The sequence below is a fragment of the Buchnera aphidicola (Kaburagia rhusicola ensigallis) genome, from assembly GCA_039830025.1.
Classification (GTDB): domain Bacteria; phylum Pseudomonadota; class Gammaproteobacteria; order Enterobacterales; family Enterobacteriaceae; genus Buchnera_B; species Buchnera_B aphidicola_AW.
Window position 1 is genome coordinate 247,975 of record CP140040.1, and the last position, 16,847, is coordinate 264,821.

General features: G+C 26.4%; 13 protein-coding genes. 10 read left to right on the plus strand and 3 right to left on the minus strand.

The window, feature by feature from the left end; genetic code table 11:
- Positions 1 to 44: 44 nt before the first annotated feature.
- Positions 45 to 869: a 2,3,4,5-tetrahydropyridine-2,6-dicarboxylate N-succinyltransferase gene (gene dapD, locus U0T55_01065; GenBank protein ID XBC43008.1), complete on the minus strand. Its 825-nt coding sequence runs from the start codon at positions 867 to 869 to the stop codon at positions 45 to 47.
- 91 nt (positions 870 to 960) lie between these two features.
- On the minus strand, positions 961 to 1,761 hold the full coding sequence (gene map, locus U0T55_01070; protein ID XBC43009.1) for a type I methionyl aminopeptidase: 801 nt from the start codon (positions 1,759 to 1,761) through the stop codon (positions 961 to 963).
- 322 nt (positions 1,762 to 2,083) lie between these two features.
- Here map and rpsB point away from each other — a divergent pair, with 322 nt between their 5' ends.
- The 8 genes from rpsB to dnaE all read left to right on the plus strand — a co-directional run bounded on the left by rpsB (position 2,084) and on the right by dnaE (position 11,229).
- The gene (gene rpsB, locus U0T55_01075) at positions 2,084 to 2,797 is read left to right on the plus strand and encodes a 30S ribosomal protein S2 (protein XBC43010.1); all 714 of its coding nucleotides are present in this window, start codon (positions 2,084 to 2,086) and stop codon (positions 2,795 to 2,797) included.
- Positions 2,798 to 2,825: 28 nt separating this feature from the next.
- Positions 2,826 to 3,635 carry a translation elongation factor Ts gene (gene tsf / locus U0T55_01080; protein XBC43011.1) on the plus strand — a complete coding sequence of 270 codons (810 nt, stop codon included), beginning with the start codon at positions 2,826 to 2,828 and terminating at the stop codon, positions 3,633 to 3,635.
- Between the two features lie 155 nt (positions 3,636 to 3,790).
- On the plus strand, positions 3,791 to 4,522 hold the full coding sequence (gene pyrH / locus U0T55_01085) for a UMP kinase (protein ID XBC43012.1): 732 nt from the start codon (positions 3,791 to 3,793) through the stop codon (positions 4,520 to 4,522).
- 83 nt (positions 4,523 to 4,605) lie between these two features.
- Positions 4,606 to 5,163: a ribosome recycling factor gene (frr, locus tag U0T55_01090; protein XBC43013.1), complete on the plus strand. Its 558-nt coding sequence runs from the start codon at positions 4,606 to 4,608 to the stop codon at positions 5,161 to 5,163.
- A gap of 122 nt (positions 5,164 to 5,285) precedes the next feature.
- A complete protein-coding gene (gene ispC, locus U0T55_01095) occupies positions 5,286 to 6,488 on the plus strand; it encodes a 1-deoxy-D-xylulose-5-phosphate reductoisomerase (GenBank protein ID XBC43014.1) in 1,203 nt (400 codons plus the stop codon).
- 46 nt (positions 6,489 to 6,534) lie between these two features.
- Positions 6,535 to 7,278, plus strand: a complete 744-nt coding sequence (gene uppS / locus U0T55_01100; protein XBC43015.1) for a polyprenyl diphosphate synthase — start codon at positions 6,535 to 6,537, stop codon at positions 7,276 to 7,278.
- 225 nt (positions 7,279 to 7,503) lie between these two features.
- Entirely contained in the window at positions 7,504 to 7,962 is a 459-nt protein-coding gene (gene fabZ, locus U0T55_01105) for a 3-hydroxyacyl-ACP dehydratase FabZ (protein ID XBC43016.1), read from the plus strand.
- Positions 7,963 to 7,983: 21 nt separating this feature from the next.
- The gene (gene dnaE / locus U0T55_01110; GenBank protein XBC43017.1) at positions 7,984 to 11,229 is read left to right on the plus strand and encodes a DNA polymerase III subunit alpha; all 3,246 of its coding nucleotides are present in this window, start codon (positions 7,984 to 7,986) and stop codon (positions 11,227 to 11,229) included.
- Positions 11,230 to 11,524: 295 nt separating this feature from the next.
- Here the strand turns inward: dnaE and U0T55_01115 are convergent, their stop codons facing one another.
- Positions 11,525 to 13,237 (minus strand): proline--tRNA ligase, encoded by a 1,713-nt coding sequence (locus tag U0T55_01115; GenBank protein XBC43018.1) that lies wholly within the window; start codon positions 13,235 to 13,237, stop codon positions 11,525 to 11,527.
- A gap of 237 nt (positions 13,238 to 13,474) precedes the next feature.
- Here U0T55_01115 and flhB point away from each other — a divergent pair, with 237 nt between their 5' ends.
- Together flhB and flhA are read left to right on the plus strand one after the other, a co-directional pair.
- Positions 13,475 to 14,599 carry a flagellar biosynthesis protein FlhB gene (gene flhB, locus U0T55_01120; GenBank protein ID XBC43019.1) on the plus strand — a complete coding sequence of 375 codons (1,125 nt, stop codon included), beginning with the start codon at positions 13,475 to 13,477 and terminating at the stop codon, positions 14,597 to 14,599.
- On the plus strand, positions 14,599 to 16,692 hold the full coding sequence (flhA, locus tag U0T55_01125) for a flagellar biosynthesis protein FlhA (GenBank protein ID XBC43020.1): 2,094 nt from the start codon (positions 14,599 to 14,601) through the stop codon (positions 16,690 to 16,692). The genes flhB and flhA overlap by 1 nt, the downstream gene beginning before the upstream one ends.
- The last annotated feature ends 155 nt before the right edge of the window (positions 16,693 to 16,847 follow it).

The following is a 16,847-nucleotide window of genomic DNA, read 5'->3' on the forward strand; positions in this document are numbered from 1 at the left end:
GGTTTTTTATTTAAACAATTGTTGGAGTTTTTAAGAAATGAATTTTAATCAATATTTCTTAAAATATTATTAATTTCGGTTTTTTTTAATGTTGTTTCGTCTACGCTTTTTACGATAACAGCACAGTAGAGATTATAATCTTTGTTTTTGGATGGTAAACTTCCTGGAACTACTACAGATCCTTTTGGAATTCTTCCATAAGAGATGGTTTTATTTTTTCTATCGTAAATTTTAGTACTTTGACCGATGTAAACACCCATTGAAATTACTGATCCTGATTCAATAATTACTCCTTCAACAATTTCTGATCTAGCTCCAATGAAACAGTTATCTTCAATAATTGTTGGGTTATTTTGTAATGGTTCTAATACACCTCCTATTCCTACCCCGCCTGATAAATGTACATTTTTTCCTATTTGTGCACAAGATCCGACGGTTGCCCATGTATCTATCATGGTTCCTGAATCAACGTACGCTCCGATATTTATAAAAGAAGGCATCAAAATTGTATTTTGTCCAATAAAAGAACCATATCGGATTGATGCTGGAGGTACTATTCTTATTTTGTCTCGAATAAAATGTTTTTCTTGGTATTCAGAATACTTCAATTTAATTTTATCATAGTATTGCGTTTCATTGTTTTTAATAAGATTATTTTTTTGTATACAAAAATAAAGTAAAATAGCTTGCTTTATCCATTGATGAGTAATCCAGTTATTTTTAATTTTTTCTGCAGTTCGCAATATTCCTTGGTCTAACATGGATATTACTTGATTAATAGCATTGGTAGTAGTGTTATCAATATTTTTAAAATCAATATTATTTTTATTTTCAAATGTATATTTAATTATTTTTTTTAAGTTTTTCATATGTAGTCATAATTTTATTTGTGTTTAAGAGAAAGTTAATTATTTAAAAATGTAACGTAAATAATTAATATCAACTTCTGAAGATTATATATTAATCACAATTGTTCAATATCTTTGGTATTTTTTCTTCTTTTTGTATTGTTAGTATTTCGCATCCTTTTTCATTTACTAAAATAGTATGTTCATATTGTGCAGATAAACTATTATCTTGTGTTTTTATTGTCCATCCATCATGCATACATTTTACTTGACTATTCCCTGCATTTACCATTGGTTCTATTGTAAATGTCATGCCTGATTGTAATATTACTTTTTTATTGTCATAATAATTATGATGTAATATTTGAGGATCTTCGTGAAAATTTCTTCCAATGCCATGTCCGCAATATTCTTTTACTACAGAAAAACTATGTTTTTCTACGTGTTTTTGTATTATCGTACCGATTTTATTAAGGTGTACTCCTGGTTTTACTGCGTATAACGATAAATATAAGCTTTCCAGGGTTACTTTGCATAATAGTTTTCCTAGCGGGTTGGGTTTTCCTACAAAAAACATTTTAGATGCGTCTCCATAATATTGATTTTTAATAATTGCAACATCAATATTTATAATATCGCCATTATTTAATTTATCGCTGTAATTAGGAATTCCATGGCATACAACGTTGTTAACAGAAATACAAACAGATTTTGGAAATCCATTGTATCCTAAGCAAGCTGGTTTAGCTTGTTGCTTATTTATTATGTAATCATGACAAATTGAATCTAATTCTCCTGTAGAAATATTAGGTTCAATATATTGTTCAATCATTTCTAATACTTCTGCTACAAGTTTTCCTACTACTCGCATCTTTTGTATTTCAATTTCATTTTTAATAGAAATAGTAGTCATAATTTTTTATATGTTTATTTTTTATAAATACAATTATAAATGTTTTTTGATAAAACATATATCATTAGATAATTATATCTTTTAATATAAGTATTCTTATTTAATAAAAAATTTATTATTTTCATGTTTAGTACTATTTTGAGTATATTTATCTATATATGTTATTTTATAGATTAAATTATATTAAAAAATTTCTAATGAATAAGACATATTACGTAGAGTATATTTTGCAAATATTTGTATAAAATGACAATGATGTAATGGAATTTTTAATACGTCAGATTATCTGGTTAATCTAATTCACATTCGTTTTGGAGTATTTATGTCTGTTATATCGATAAAAGATATGTTAAAAGCAGGTGTACATTTTGGTCATCAAACTCGTTATTGGAATCCTAAAATGAAATCTTTTATTTTTGGATCAAAAAATAAAGTTCATATTATAAATTTAGAAATGACTTTGTTAATGTTTAACGTTGCTTTATCTGAATTAAAAAAGATTATATTAAAAAAAGGAAAAATATTGTTTGTAGGTACAAAAAAAGCAGCAAGTGCAATAGTTAAAAGTTCTGCGATATCTTGCAAACAATTTTATGTCAATCGTCGTTGGTTAGGTGGAATGTTAACAAATTGGAAAACAGTGCGTCAGTCTATAAAGTTATTAAAAGATTTAGAGATACAATCTAAAGATGGAACTTTTAACAAATTGACAAAAAAAGAAGCGTTATTACGTATGCGTGAATTATCGAAGTTAGAAAATAGTTTAGGTGGTATTAAAAATATGGGAAGTTTACCTGACGCATTGTTTGTGATAGATGCAGAGCATGAAAAAATAGCTATAAGAGAAGCAAATAATTTAGAAATTCCAGTATTTTCTATAGTAGATACTAATTCTAATCCTGATGGTGTAGATTTTATTATTCCAGGTAACGATGATGCTATCAGAGCAATCAACTTATATCTTAGTATTGTTGTTAAAACTATATTAAAATGTTGTTTTCGCGATCAATCTCATAATGTAACATCTAATAACTAAAGCGATAAAATTTATATAAGGATGTTTAATGAAAAAAATTACTGCACTTTTAGTAAAAAAATTGCGTATTCAAACTGGATCAGGGATACTTGATTGTAAAAAAGCGTTGATAGAAACGCAGGGAGACATAGAAAAGTCTGTTGATGTTTTAAGAAAATTAGGCCGTGTAAAAGCAAAGCAAAAACAGTCCTTTTTTACTTCTCATGGTGTTATATTTATAGGTGCTAATAATAAATGTACTGCTATGGTAGAACTAAATTGCGAAACTGATTTTGTTTCAAAAGAAGATAGTTTTCTTTCTTTTGGAAACAACATAATACATCGTGCTATTACTTTACAAACGAATGATGATTCATCATTACTGAAAACATTATTTGAAGAAGAAAGGATGTATTTAGTCTCGAAATTGAGTGAAAACATTATTATTCGTCGCATAGTAATATTGCATGGAACAAATATTACTAGTTATTTACATCATAATCGAATTGGTGTACTAGTAAAAACTACATCACAAAGTAATCAAACGTTGATGAAAAATATTGCTATGCATATTGCTTCTAGTAAACCTGAATATCTACGACCTGATTTGATCCCTAGTTCTGTTATAGAACGAGAATACAAAATACAGTTAGAATTAGCTATGCAATCTAATAAACCTGAATCGATTGTAGAAAAAATAGTAAAAGGAAGAATGATTAAATTTTCTAATGAAAAATCATTGTTTGGTCAAAGTTTTGTATTTGATCCACAAAAAACTGTGGGTGAAATTGTTATAGAAAACAATATTGATATCGCTTCGTTTGTTCGATTTGAAGTGGGAGAATTAGCTTGTAAATAAGATTTTATTAACTATGAGGAGTATGTAATTTAAAATAAATAATAAATCGTTTTTTTATAAACCGCCTAATGGCGGTTAATATGTCTTTTTATTTAAAGAAATACAGGTTTTAGAGAATATTATGTTCTTAAATTTAATTTAGTCATGAGTTATATATGAAAAAAAAAAATAATAAAGTATTTAGATTTAAACGTATACTAATAAAATTAAGTGGTGAATTTTTACAAGGTAGTAATAAATTTGGAATAGATATAGATGCATTAAATTGTATTATAAAAGAAATAAAAGATGTTGTGAATTTAGGAATACAAGTAGGTATTGTTGTCGGTGGAGGAAACATATTTCGAGGAGAAAAATTAAAAAGTTTTGGCATTAATAAAATTGTTTCTGATAATGTAGGTATGTTATCCACTATTATTAATGGATTGATATTGTGCAATTCCATGAAAAAAATGAATCTTAATGCGTATTTAATGTCTTCAATTCCAATTGGTTCAATATGCGAGATTTATCACTATGAAAAAGCTATAAATTGGTTAAAAAATAAATGCATAGTGATATTTTCGGGAGGTTTAGGAAATCCATGTTTCACTACAGATTCGGCAGCTTGTTTACGCGCAATAGAAATAAAAGCCGATATTGTTTTAAAAGGAACTAAAGTTAACGGGGTATATTCAAGCGATCCAAAAAAAAATATTAATTCGGTGTTATATAAAACAATAACCTATGATGAAGTATTAACTAAAGAATTACAAGTTATGGATTTATCTGCTTTTATATTAGCTAGAGATCATAAATTACCCATTTGTATTTTTAATATATATAATCCAGGAATTTTATGCCGGATTATACAGGGTAAAAAAGAAGGAACGTTAATTGAATTTTAGAAATTTAAATATATAATGCAAAGTTTTAAAGATTACATATTTCATATGTTAACTTCGCGGATAAATATTTTAAGGAAATTATTATGGTTGAAAACATTAAAAAAATTACGATAACAAAAATGGATAATTGTATAACTTTATTTAAACACCATCTTAGTACGTTATGTATAACTAGAGCATCTCCTTCTATTTTAAATTCTATTTACATAAATTATTTTGGTAAAAAAGTACAATTATGTAAAGTTTCTAGTATAGCTATAGAAAATTTTAACACTTTGAAAATTAATTTATTTGACATTTCTCTTAAAAATGATGTAGAAAAAGCTATTAAAAATTCTGAATTAAATTTAAATCCTATTTCTATAGGAAGTGCTATAAAAATAGTACTTCCTATTTTGACAGAAGAAAGAAGAAAACATTATATAAAACTAGCAAAAAACGTAGCAGAACAAGGTCGAGTATGTGTTAGAAACATTCGTCGTAATGCTAATGATAGAATAAAGTGTATTTTAAAAGATAAGTTAATTAGTCATGATATAGAACGGAGACTACAACACGATATTCAAAACATAACTAACAATTTTATAAAGAAAATTAATCAGATATTGGAAAAGAAAGAACAAGATCTAATTAACATATAATAAAGTTCTTTTATATGCAAATTATATATTTATTGCATTGAAAGATGCTTAATATTCATTAATTACTTAATTAAAAATATTTTTATTGAGTTCATTTTATTTATATAGTGTGGAATGAGATCATGAAAAAATTGGCTATTTTAGGTTCTACGGGATCAATTGGAGTTAATACTTTATTAATTGTTGAAAGAAATCCTCATTTATTTAAAGTTATTGCTCTGTCTGCGAATAAAAATGTTAAGGTAATGGTACGACAGTGTGAACTTTTTTCTCCTGAATGGGCTTCTTTAAAGAACATAAAAGCAGCTAAAGAATTAAAATTACAACTTAAGATTAGAAATATTAAAACTCAAGTACTTTCGGGAGATAGTGCAGCTTGTAAGTTTGCTAGTTTAGAATCGGTAGATTATGTTGTTTCTGCTATTGTTGGTGCCGCAGGTTTAATATCTACATTATATGCAGTTAAATCTAAAAAAACAATATTATTAGCAAATAAAGAGTCTCTGGTAATAGGAAATAGTATTTTGATGAAAGAAGTAGTTAATAATAATGCAATGTTATTACCTATTGATAGCGAGCACAGTGCTATATTTCAAAGTTTACCTATTGACGTTCAAAAAAATTTAGGATTAGTAAAACTTAGTGAATATGGAATTAAATCTATGGTTTTGACAGGATCGGGTGGGCCTTTTTTAAATTTTCCATTGCATAAACTAAACAATGTCACTCCTCGTCAAGCTTGTACACATCCTACTTGGCGTATGGGAAAAAAAATTTCAGTTGACTCTGCTACTATGATGAATAAAGGATTAGAGTACATTGAGGCTAAATTGTTATTTCACGCTTTTGATATTAAAATAGAATTAGTTATTCATCCTCAATCAATTATTCATTCTATGGTAAGATATTGCGATGGAAATATAATAGCAAATTTATCAATTAATGATATTAAATTGTCTATTTCATATGCTATGTTTTGGCCAAATCGTGTAGTTTCTGGTGTGCCTCATCTTGATTTTTCTAAAGTTAAAAAATTGTCTTTTGTAGAACCAGATTTTAAAAAATATCCATGTTTAAAATTAGCGTTAAATGCATTTTTAAGTGGACATGCTTCTACTATTATATTAAATGCTGCCAATGAAGTTGCTGTTTCTGCATTTTTATGTTCAAAAATTAAATTCAACGATATTTATAAAATTATTGATTCTACGTTAAATTTATTATCTTATCCTAATCCTAAAACTTTTAATGAAATATTAGAAATTGATAAAATAACTCGTATTAGAACACAAAAAGTTCTTTCAAATTTTGTAGATAAAACATGAATTTTTTGATTATTTTATTCATTTAAATAAGGTTATAGTAAGTTTTATGTCATTAAAACACTTTTTAACTATTAACAAAAATTATAAAAATATTTTACCACAACATGTAGCTATCATAATGGATGGTAATGGAAGATGGGCAAATAAAAAAGGAAAACTGCGAATTTTTGGTCATCAAGCAGGATTAAGAGCAGTTCGACGTGCTGTATCTTTTTCTCTTTTTTATAAATTGAAAGTTCTTACTTTATATGCGTTCAGTAGTGAGAACTGGAAGAGACCTCTTTTAGAAATTATGGTGTTAATGGAGCTATTTTTTAATGGTTTGCATAGCGAAATTAATAATTTAAATAAACAAAATATTCGTTTAAAAGTGATTGGAGATATTACAAAGTTTAATTCTGTTCTAAGAAAAAAAATTTATGCTGTAGAAGAATTAACAACAAAAAATGATGGTTTGATATTGAATATTGCAGCTAATTATGGTGGTAAATGGGATATTGTTGAAGCAGTAAAAAAGGTTTTTTTTAAAATTCAAAAATGTTATTTATCTATTGACGATATTACTGAATCTACTATTTCTAAATATTTGTCTATTAGTAATTGTATTCCTATAGATTTAGTAATTCGTACAGGCGGTGAATATCGTTTAAGTAATTTCTTTATTTGGCAAATTGCGTATTCGGAATTATATTTTACTAATATATTTTGGCCTGATTTTAATAGAAACATTTTTGAAAAAGCTATATTTTCGTTTATAAATAGAAAGCGTCGTTTTGGTTCTTTAGATTAATTACTTTATGTGAGTTACTGCAACTACTGCGATATTTAATTTAAAAATATAATCTTTATTATGGGTAAAAAATTAAAATTTGAACATAATGTTTTAATGTATCATCATATATGATCTAACAGTAACTAAATAATGTTTATAAAATATTGTTTAAAATCTTATAAACATATTTTTTTTTATTTATAATAGTAATATTATTATTGGTATCTTTTGTGATTTTTTTAAATGTGTGAACTTAAACTTAAAGATATTTTAATGTTGTTGCCTCATCGAAATCCTTTTATTTTTATTGATAAAATTATAAAATATAAAGAAAAAAAGTATATAATTTCGACAAAACATGTAAAATTACACGAATTTTTTTTAAAAGGACATTTTCCAAATTTTCCTGTAGTTCCTGGAGTATTAATTTTAGAGTCTATATTTCAAACAGCGTGTGTTTTAGCATATAAAAGTACTCATCAATTATGCAAGAGAGAGTTATTTTATCTTTCTAGTATTGATTACGCTAAATTTAAACACAAAATATTTCCCGGTGATATAATGACAATTTATGTAGATATTATTACTATCCGTGCTCATGCTATTCGTTTTCAGGGAAATGTATTTGTAAAAAATAAAGTTGTATGTAGTACAAAAATGTCTTTCATGCATGATACAAAATTAAAAAAATTTTTTATTTAAATGTTATATTGGAATGTTGAAATGGCAGATCCAAAATTTATTCATCTTCGAGTGCATAGTGATTTTTCTATGGTTGATGGATTATCAAAACCTCAATTATTAGTCAATCGAGTTGCAAAATTTGGCATGCCTGCGATGGCTATCACAGATTTTAGTAACTTACATGGTGTCATTAAATTTTATCAAGCAGCTTTGCATAAAGGAATTAAGCCAATTATTGGTGTTGATTTTAACATGTACGTTGATGAATATTCATTAGATAAATTGTCTAAAATTACTTTGTTAGCTTCTACTAATACGGGATATAGAAATCTAATTTTATTACTTTCTCGAGCATATCATAACGGATACAACAGCACAATTGGAATAATAATAAAAAAAGCATGGTTAATTGAATATCGTAAAGGCATAATTTTGTTGTCCGGTGGTTGTTATGGCGATATCGGTATCAATATATTGCAAAGTAATAAGTCAGCATTGTACAAAAGTTTATTTTTTTACAATAAGTATTTTCAAAATTTTTATTATTTTGAAATTGTACGTAATGGAAAGCCTAATGAAGAAGAATACATTGATAAAATTAAATGTTTATCTGCAAAAGAAGGGATACCTTTGGTAGCTACTAATTCTGTTTGTTTTTTAAATGAAATTGATTTTTCAGTTCATAAAATTCGTGTTTTTATTAACCAAAGATGTGTCATTAATAATAAGAACATTAATCATGATTACACGTCGCAGCAATTTTTAAAAAATGAAGTTCAAATGTTAGAAGTATTTTCAGATATTCCTGAATCACTTTCGAATAGTGTAGAAATTGCCAAGCGTTGTAATGTAATTTTAAAATTTGATAAACATTTTTTACCAAAGTTTCCTATAAGATGTAATAGTATTAATGATTATTTAGTCATTAAAGCAAAAAAAGGATTATTTAAACGTCTTATTCATTTGTATCCGGATAAAAAAATCCGAGATGTTCATTTAGATAAATATATTTCTCGTTTATTTTCGGAATTAGATGTAATAAATAAAATGGGATTTCCTGGATACTTTTTAATAGTTATGGAATTTATTAATTGGTCAAAACAAAATGCAATTCCAGTGGGTCCGGGAAGAGGATCTGGTGCTGGATCTTTAGTATCATACGCTTTGAATATTACTGAATTAGATCCTTTGCGATTTGATTTAATATTCGAACGATTTCTTAATTTAGAACGTGTTTCAATGCCAGACTTAGATATTGATTTTTGCATGGATAATCGTGATAGAGTTATTGAGCATGTTTCTCAAATATATGGACGAGAATCAGTATCTCAAATTGTTACTTTTGGTACTTTGACAGCTAAAGCAGTGATACGAGACGTAGGTCGAGTTCTGGGTTTTCCTTATGGATTTTTGAATCGTATTTCTAAATTAATTCCATTAGATCCAGGAATAACTTTACAACAAGCTTTATCTAATCGATCAGAATTGTTAAAACTGTATCATTCTGATGAAGATGTAAAAGTATTGATTGACATTGCTAAAAAATTAGAAGGAATTACTCGAAACATTGGAAAACATGCTGGAGGATTAGTTATTTCACCTGGAAAAATTACTGATTTCTCGCCATTACATTATGATGAAAATGGTTGTAATCCTATTACTCAATTTGATAAATCAGATATTGAATTAATAGGATTAGTTAAATTTGATTTTCTTGGATTGAAAACGTTAACTATAATACATAATTCAGTAAAAGTAATTAACCACAACTTGTCGATACGAAAAAAAAGTCCAATTGATATTAATTGCATTCCTTTGAATGACAAAAATTGTTTTTGTTTTTTACAATCATGCTGCACTATAGGTATTTTCCAATTAGAATCTTATGGAATGAAAGATTTAATTTTTCGTTTGAAACCGGATTGTTTTGATGATTTAGTTGCTTTAATAGCTTTGTTTCGACCAGGACCTTTGCAATCAGGAATGGTAGATAATTTTATAAATCGAAAACATGGTAATGAAAAAATTTTTTATCCTGATAAGAAATGGCAACATATATTATTGAAACCAGTTTTAAAATCAACTTATGGAGTTGTGTTATATCAAGAACAAGTAATGAAAGTTGCACAAGTATTAGCAAATTATACTTTAGGCAGTGCAGATATTTTACGTCGTGCTATGGAGAAAAAAAATCCTTTGGAAATGAAAAACCAAAGAACTATGTTTAAAGAAGGAGCAAAAAAGAATGGAATTGATTCTAAATTGGCTATGAATATTTTTAATTTACTAGAAAATTTTGCTGGATATGCATTTAATAAATCACACTCTGTTGCTTATTCTTTAATATCATATCAAACTTTATGGTTAAAATTGTATTATCCAGCTGAATTTATGTCATCTGCTATGAATGCTGATATAGATAATACTGATAAGTTAGTGACATTAATTTATGAATGTAAAAGAATTAAACTAAATATTGTTGCCCCTAGTGTTAATAATAGTGATTATTATTTTAGAGTTGATAATTGTGGTAATATTATATATGGGTTAGGAGCAATAAAAGGAATTGGAAAAAACGTTGTTACTGCTATTATTCGAGCTAGAAAGTGTTATGGAATTTTTTCTGAATTATTTGATTTGTGTGTTCATGTCGACTCATCTAAATTAACAAAAAGAGTAATTGAGAAATTAATTAAATCAGGAAGTTGCGATTGTTTTAAGATAGACAGATCTATATTAATAAATAATTGCAATAATATTATTCAATCGGCATATCAATATGTGCAATCGAAAAAATCAAAAAAGATAGAACTATTTGGATCTTTATTAGAAGACTTAAAACAAACATATAATAACTCTTCTTTCACTAATGTTAATATTAACAAACGATTAATACTTGATTGGGAAAGAGATTGTTTGGGATTTTATTTAACTAAGCATCCTGTAGATCAATATTTGGATATATTACATAAGTATCCAAAATGTATTCGTGCGAAAAATGCAAATTTTTTAAATGATGGTAAAGACGTTATAATTCTAGGTATGGTCACTGAATTAAAACTTAAAATAACAAAAAAAAATAAAAAAATGATGGTGTTCTTTTTAGAAGATTATTTTTCTCGCCTTGATGTCATAGTATTTAATGCCGTTTTAGATAGGTATAAACTCAATTTAAATAATGATTTAGTTGTGATAGTTTTTGGTTGCGTTAAAGTTAACCCGATGAATAAGAAATGTGTAATATTAGCAAATCAGATTTTAAGTTTAGGAAATATAATAGTATAAAAGGTTATTTTTTTATTTATATTATTTTTAGAACGGTACATGTTAATTGTAAAAGTTTTAATATATGTATATATTTTAGTTTTTGAAATTAGATCATATTTTTATTTAATTGTTTTGAATGTAAATAATGATTTTTTTTGCATTGAGAAGTAGCGAAGTAAAATAATTGTTAGTGGAATATTTTTAAGAAAATATTTAAATGAAGTATTGGATTATGTTTAAATTTTTTTAAAAAACTATTGTTTATTTATGGTTAAATTTTTTATTAAAAATAAAATAATTTAACCATGTTGTGCTAATATTTTTTTATTGTTTGTATTATGAACTGAATTATTTCATTTTTAGAAATAATTTTTTTTGTACCGTCATATCTATTGTGATATTCTACTTTATTATTTTTTATCAAATTTTCACTAATTACGATACTATAAGGTATACCGATAAGTTCCATTTCAGAAAACATGGCTCCAGGATGTTCGTTTCTGTCGTCTAACATAGTTGTAATATTGTGATTTTTTAAAATTTGATAAATAATTTGTGATTCATTTTGTATTATTTTAGATTTGTAAAAATTAATAGGTATAATGGCTATTTGAAATGGGGTAATAGAAATAGGCCAAATGATGCCTTTTTCATCGTTGTTTTGTTCAATTATAGCTGCTATGGTCCGCGTAATACCAATTCCATAACATCCCATTTTTAAAAATTTTTTATATCCAGTACGATCTTGAACTTGAGCTCCTATTGTTTGAGAATATTTGTCTCCTAATTGAAAAATGTGACCTATTTCAATACTCTTTTTAATTTTTAATGTTCCCATACCATCAGGACTAATGTCTCCTTCTACAGCGTTTCTAATGTCGAAGCTTTTCGGGATAGACAAATGTTGATTCCAATTAACATTATTAAAATACTTTCCTGTAGTATTGGATCCAATGGTAAAATTTTTAAGAGAAATCACTGAAAAATCAGCTATAATAGGTAAATTTAAACCAATTGGTCCTAAGAATTTTAATGTAGTACCAGTTATATTTAATATTTCTTTTTGAGAAGCAAAAACTACAGGGTAAGATATGAAATCTATATTAGAAATTTTTTTTGCATTAATTTCGTGATCTCCTCTAATTAATATTGCTACAAAGTTATGTTCTTGATTTTTTTTTAGTTTTACTAAAATTGTTTTAATAGTATTTTCTTTTAGCGAACGACATTTGTTTGAGTGGTGCAGAAGGGTTGATGGAACATTTGTTTTTTTTGAAACTTTTAATAATTGACATTTATTAGTACTTGTTTTATAAGTAGCTACCTGTATATTAGCTGCATAGTTTGATTTAGTGGACAATGCGATACTATCTTCTCCACTTTTACTTAATGCTTGAAATTCGTGTGATTGGTTTCCTCCCATAGAATTCGAATCGGCTTCTACAATGTGAAATTTCAATTTCATATTTGAAAATATATTTTTATAAGCGTTATACATTGAATTGTAGGTATTATTTAATGATAACGAATTTATGTGAAAAGAATATGCATCTTTCATAATAAATTCTCGAGATCTTATTACTCCACAACGAGGTCGAATTTCATCTCGAAATTTTGTTTGAATTTGATATAGTAGTAGCGGAAGTTGTTTATATGATTGTAATTCGTTTTTAATTAGATTGGTTATTATTTCTTCATGCGTAGGTCCTAGTATAAATTTATTATTTTTACGATCTAAGATTTCAAATAATTCTTTTCCATAAATTTTCTTGCGATTACTAAGATTCCATAAAAATTCGGGTTGTAATATTGGCATTGTAATTTCTAATGCATGTATTTTTTTTATCTCAGTTCTTATTATTTTACATACGTTTTTTAGTATTCGTAATCCTGTAGGTAGCCAAGTATATATACCTGAAGAATTTTGCCGTATCATTCCAGATCGTAACATGAGTTTATGACTAATACTATCTGTATGTTTAGGATTGTCTTTTAGTGTTGAAAATAGATATTTTTTAGCGCGCATTTATTTTAGTTCTCAAATAAAATAATATTTGTAATATATTTTAAACGTTATTTAAAATTTATGTTAATTTTGAATGTTTAATTTTTTTTGTTTGTTGACATGGTTCGTTATGTGTAAAACTTTTTTATTTGTATATTTATAATTTTATTATGTACAATTATTGCACAATAGTTTTTATATTTATGTAAGTATATATTATATGTAAAGTAAATTATTGAATAATAAGAGGTAGTCATTATGAGTGATGATAATAATGAAGAAAAAACTGAACAACCAACGAGTCATAAGTTAAAAGAAGCAAAAAAAAAAGGTAACAAAAGACATTTTCGTGAATTAAATTCATTATTAATTTTGGTTAGTGCTTTAATGATATTTTGGTTTAAAAAAAAAGATATAGCAATTTCATTCGAAACAATCATGCGTTCTAGTTTAGTTTTTGATCATGACTCTCTGAGACAAAAGTATATTTTCAATGTTGATTCCTTTTTTCATCTGTTTGAAGTAATTTTTTTTCCTATGTTTTTAACTACATTGTTATCAATAATTTGTAGCAATTTTAATTTTCATATACAGTTTTTGAGAGTCAACTTTAGTACATTAAATCCTTTAACAGGTTTTAAAAAACTGTTTTCAAGTCAAATTATTTTAGAATTATTTAAAACAATGTTAAAGGTATTTTTAGTTGGTTATGTTGTTTATTGTCATATTTCCTATTTTTTTTTACAATCGTTAAATTTTATAAATAAAAATGTTTTTTTTGTGTTACAAAATAGTTTTTTTACAATTTTTTTATGTATTTTAATTATTTTAGTTACTATAATTCCCATTGTTGTGTTTGATGTGTTTTGGGAAAGATATAATTATTATAAGCAACTTAGGATGACTCGACAAGAAGTAAGAGATGAGTTTAAAAGAACAGAGGGAAATCCTCATATTAAATCTCATATCCGTAGAATTATGCGAGAAATAGCACGTCGTCGTATGTTGTCAAATGTTTCAAAATCTGACGTAATTATTATAAATCCTGTGCATTATGCTATTGCGCTACAATATAATGAGAAAAGTATGAAAGCACCGAAAATATTAGCAAAAGGATCTGGTGAACTTGCTCTGAAAATTCAAAAAATAGGAAATAAACATTCTATTCCTGTTCTTTTTTCATCTTCGCTTGCCCGTGTATTATATCATTACACTGATATTGGACAGTGCATACCTAATAAATTGTATACAGCTGTTGCAGAAGTATTAGCATGGGTGTGGAAAATTCGAAGTTGGAGAAAAGAAGGAGGGATTTTTCCTAAACAGCCTAATAACTTTTTTATTCCTTTAGAATTGCGTACTTTAGGAGAGGATAAAAATTAATGATTCGTGTTTTTTCATTATCAAATTTCTTAAAACAATTAAAATCAATCCCATGGCAGGTATTATCTGGTCCTGTATTAATTTTAATTATTTTGTCAATGATGGTTTTACCTTTAGCTCCATTTGTTTTAGATTTATTTTTTACTTTTAATATCGCTTTGTCCATTGTAATATTATTAGTTGCTATGTTTACAGTTCATACATTAGAATTTACTGCTTTTCCTATAATTTTATTATTTTCTACATTATTGCGTTTAGCTTTAAACATTGCGTCTACAAGAATTATTTTATTACATGGGCATATAGGATCTTATTCTGCTGGAAATGTGATACACGCATTTGGTCAGTTTTTAGTTGGCGGAAATTTTGCAATAGGTATTGTGGTATTTATTATTTTGGTAATCATAAATTTTATGGTTATTACAAAAGGAGCTGGGAGAATTGCAGAAGTAGGTGCAAGGTTTATATTAGATGGAATGCCTGGAAAACAAATGGCCATTGATGCTGATTTGAATGCAGGTTTAATAGGAGAAGAGCAAGCTAAACAGCGTAGACTGGAAATTACGCAAGAAGCTGATTTTTACGGTTCGATGGACGGAGCAAGTAAATTTGTTAGAGGTGATGCTATAGCAGGAATATTAATTATGGGAATTAATGTCATTGGTGGATTAATTATTGGTGTACTACAACATGGTATGCCATTTGAAAAAGCAGCAGAAGTATATACTATATTAACGATAGGAGATGGATTAGTAGCTCAAATTCCTGCATTAGTAATTTCTACAGCTTCTGGTGTCATTGTTACTCGTGTTAGCACAGATCAAAATGTTAGTGAACAAATGATCAGTCAACTATTTTATAATCCCAAAGTAGTATTACTTAGTGGGATTGTTTTAGGAATTCTTGGATTAGTACCTGGTATGCCGAATATAATTTTTTTGCTATTTACTAGTTTATTGTTTATGTTGTCTTGGTTGTTATATAAAAACCCTTCAAAGTTTAAACAATCACCATTAAAGAAGAGCAAGGAAAATATTTCTAATTATGCTCAAGATGCTACTTGGAATGACGTAAAATTAGAAGATTCTATAGGAATTGAATTAGGTAGTTATCTTATATCAATGATAACTAGTAAAACAGAAGATAATTTATTGAATAAGATTCGACGTATACGAAAAAAGTGTGCTAAAGAAATTGGATTTTTACCACCGTTCATTCATATTAGAAATAACATTTATTTACCTAATGATACTTATCATATATTAATTAAGGGTATTGAAGTAGGAAAAGGAATAATCAAACATGGTTATTTTTTAGCTATTGACTCAAAAAATATGTTAGATGCATTACCAGCAGAAGAAACTGTTGATCCTACTTTTAATTTTCGTGCGTTTTGGATTGATAAATCTTTACTTAATCAGGCAAAAAACAAGGGTTATAATATTGTCCAAGATAGTACTGTAATTGCAACTCATCTTAATCAAATTATTTTAAATAATGCCAGTAAATTGTTTGGAAGACAAGAAGCTCAACACTTGCTAGATTATGTCGGTAGATATTTTCCAAAACTCATTGAAGATTTAATTCCAAATTTAATTAGTTTAACAACATTTCATAAAGTTATTCAAAACTTATTGTTGGAACGTGTTCCTATTAGTGATATGCAAACTATTTTAGAAACTTTAATAATTAATTCTACTTCTTATCAAAATGATGTATCAATGCTAACTAGCTTAGTTCGTATTTCTTTACAAAAATTGATTGTTCAAAAAGTGTTTAAAAATAATGAACTTAAAGTGATAGGTTTAGGCGTTAAATTGGAACAAATATTTTTACAAACTTTTCAAGATGAAAATAATAGCAGTGGTGTCTTGGAACCTGGGTTATATGACTTTTTTTTAAAAGAGCTAAAAAAAGTAATTGATAATCAAACATCACTTAGTGATTCTATTGTACTTTTAGTCCATCATAAATTACGTATGTATTTATCGAAAATATTATTAAAAATATTTCCGAATTTGGTGATTTTATCTAATTTAGAATTAGAAGAAAATGATAAAAAAATACATATTACTAGCATTGTAGGATCTTAATTAAGTTTATATTCCTTTATTGTATTTTATGTTTATAATAATATTTATAATTGAATTTATTTTTTTAGTGGTACATATTTAGGTTTATGTATCACTTTTTATATACATAATAATATAATGTATTATTAATTTTAATAATATAATGTACGTTAAAA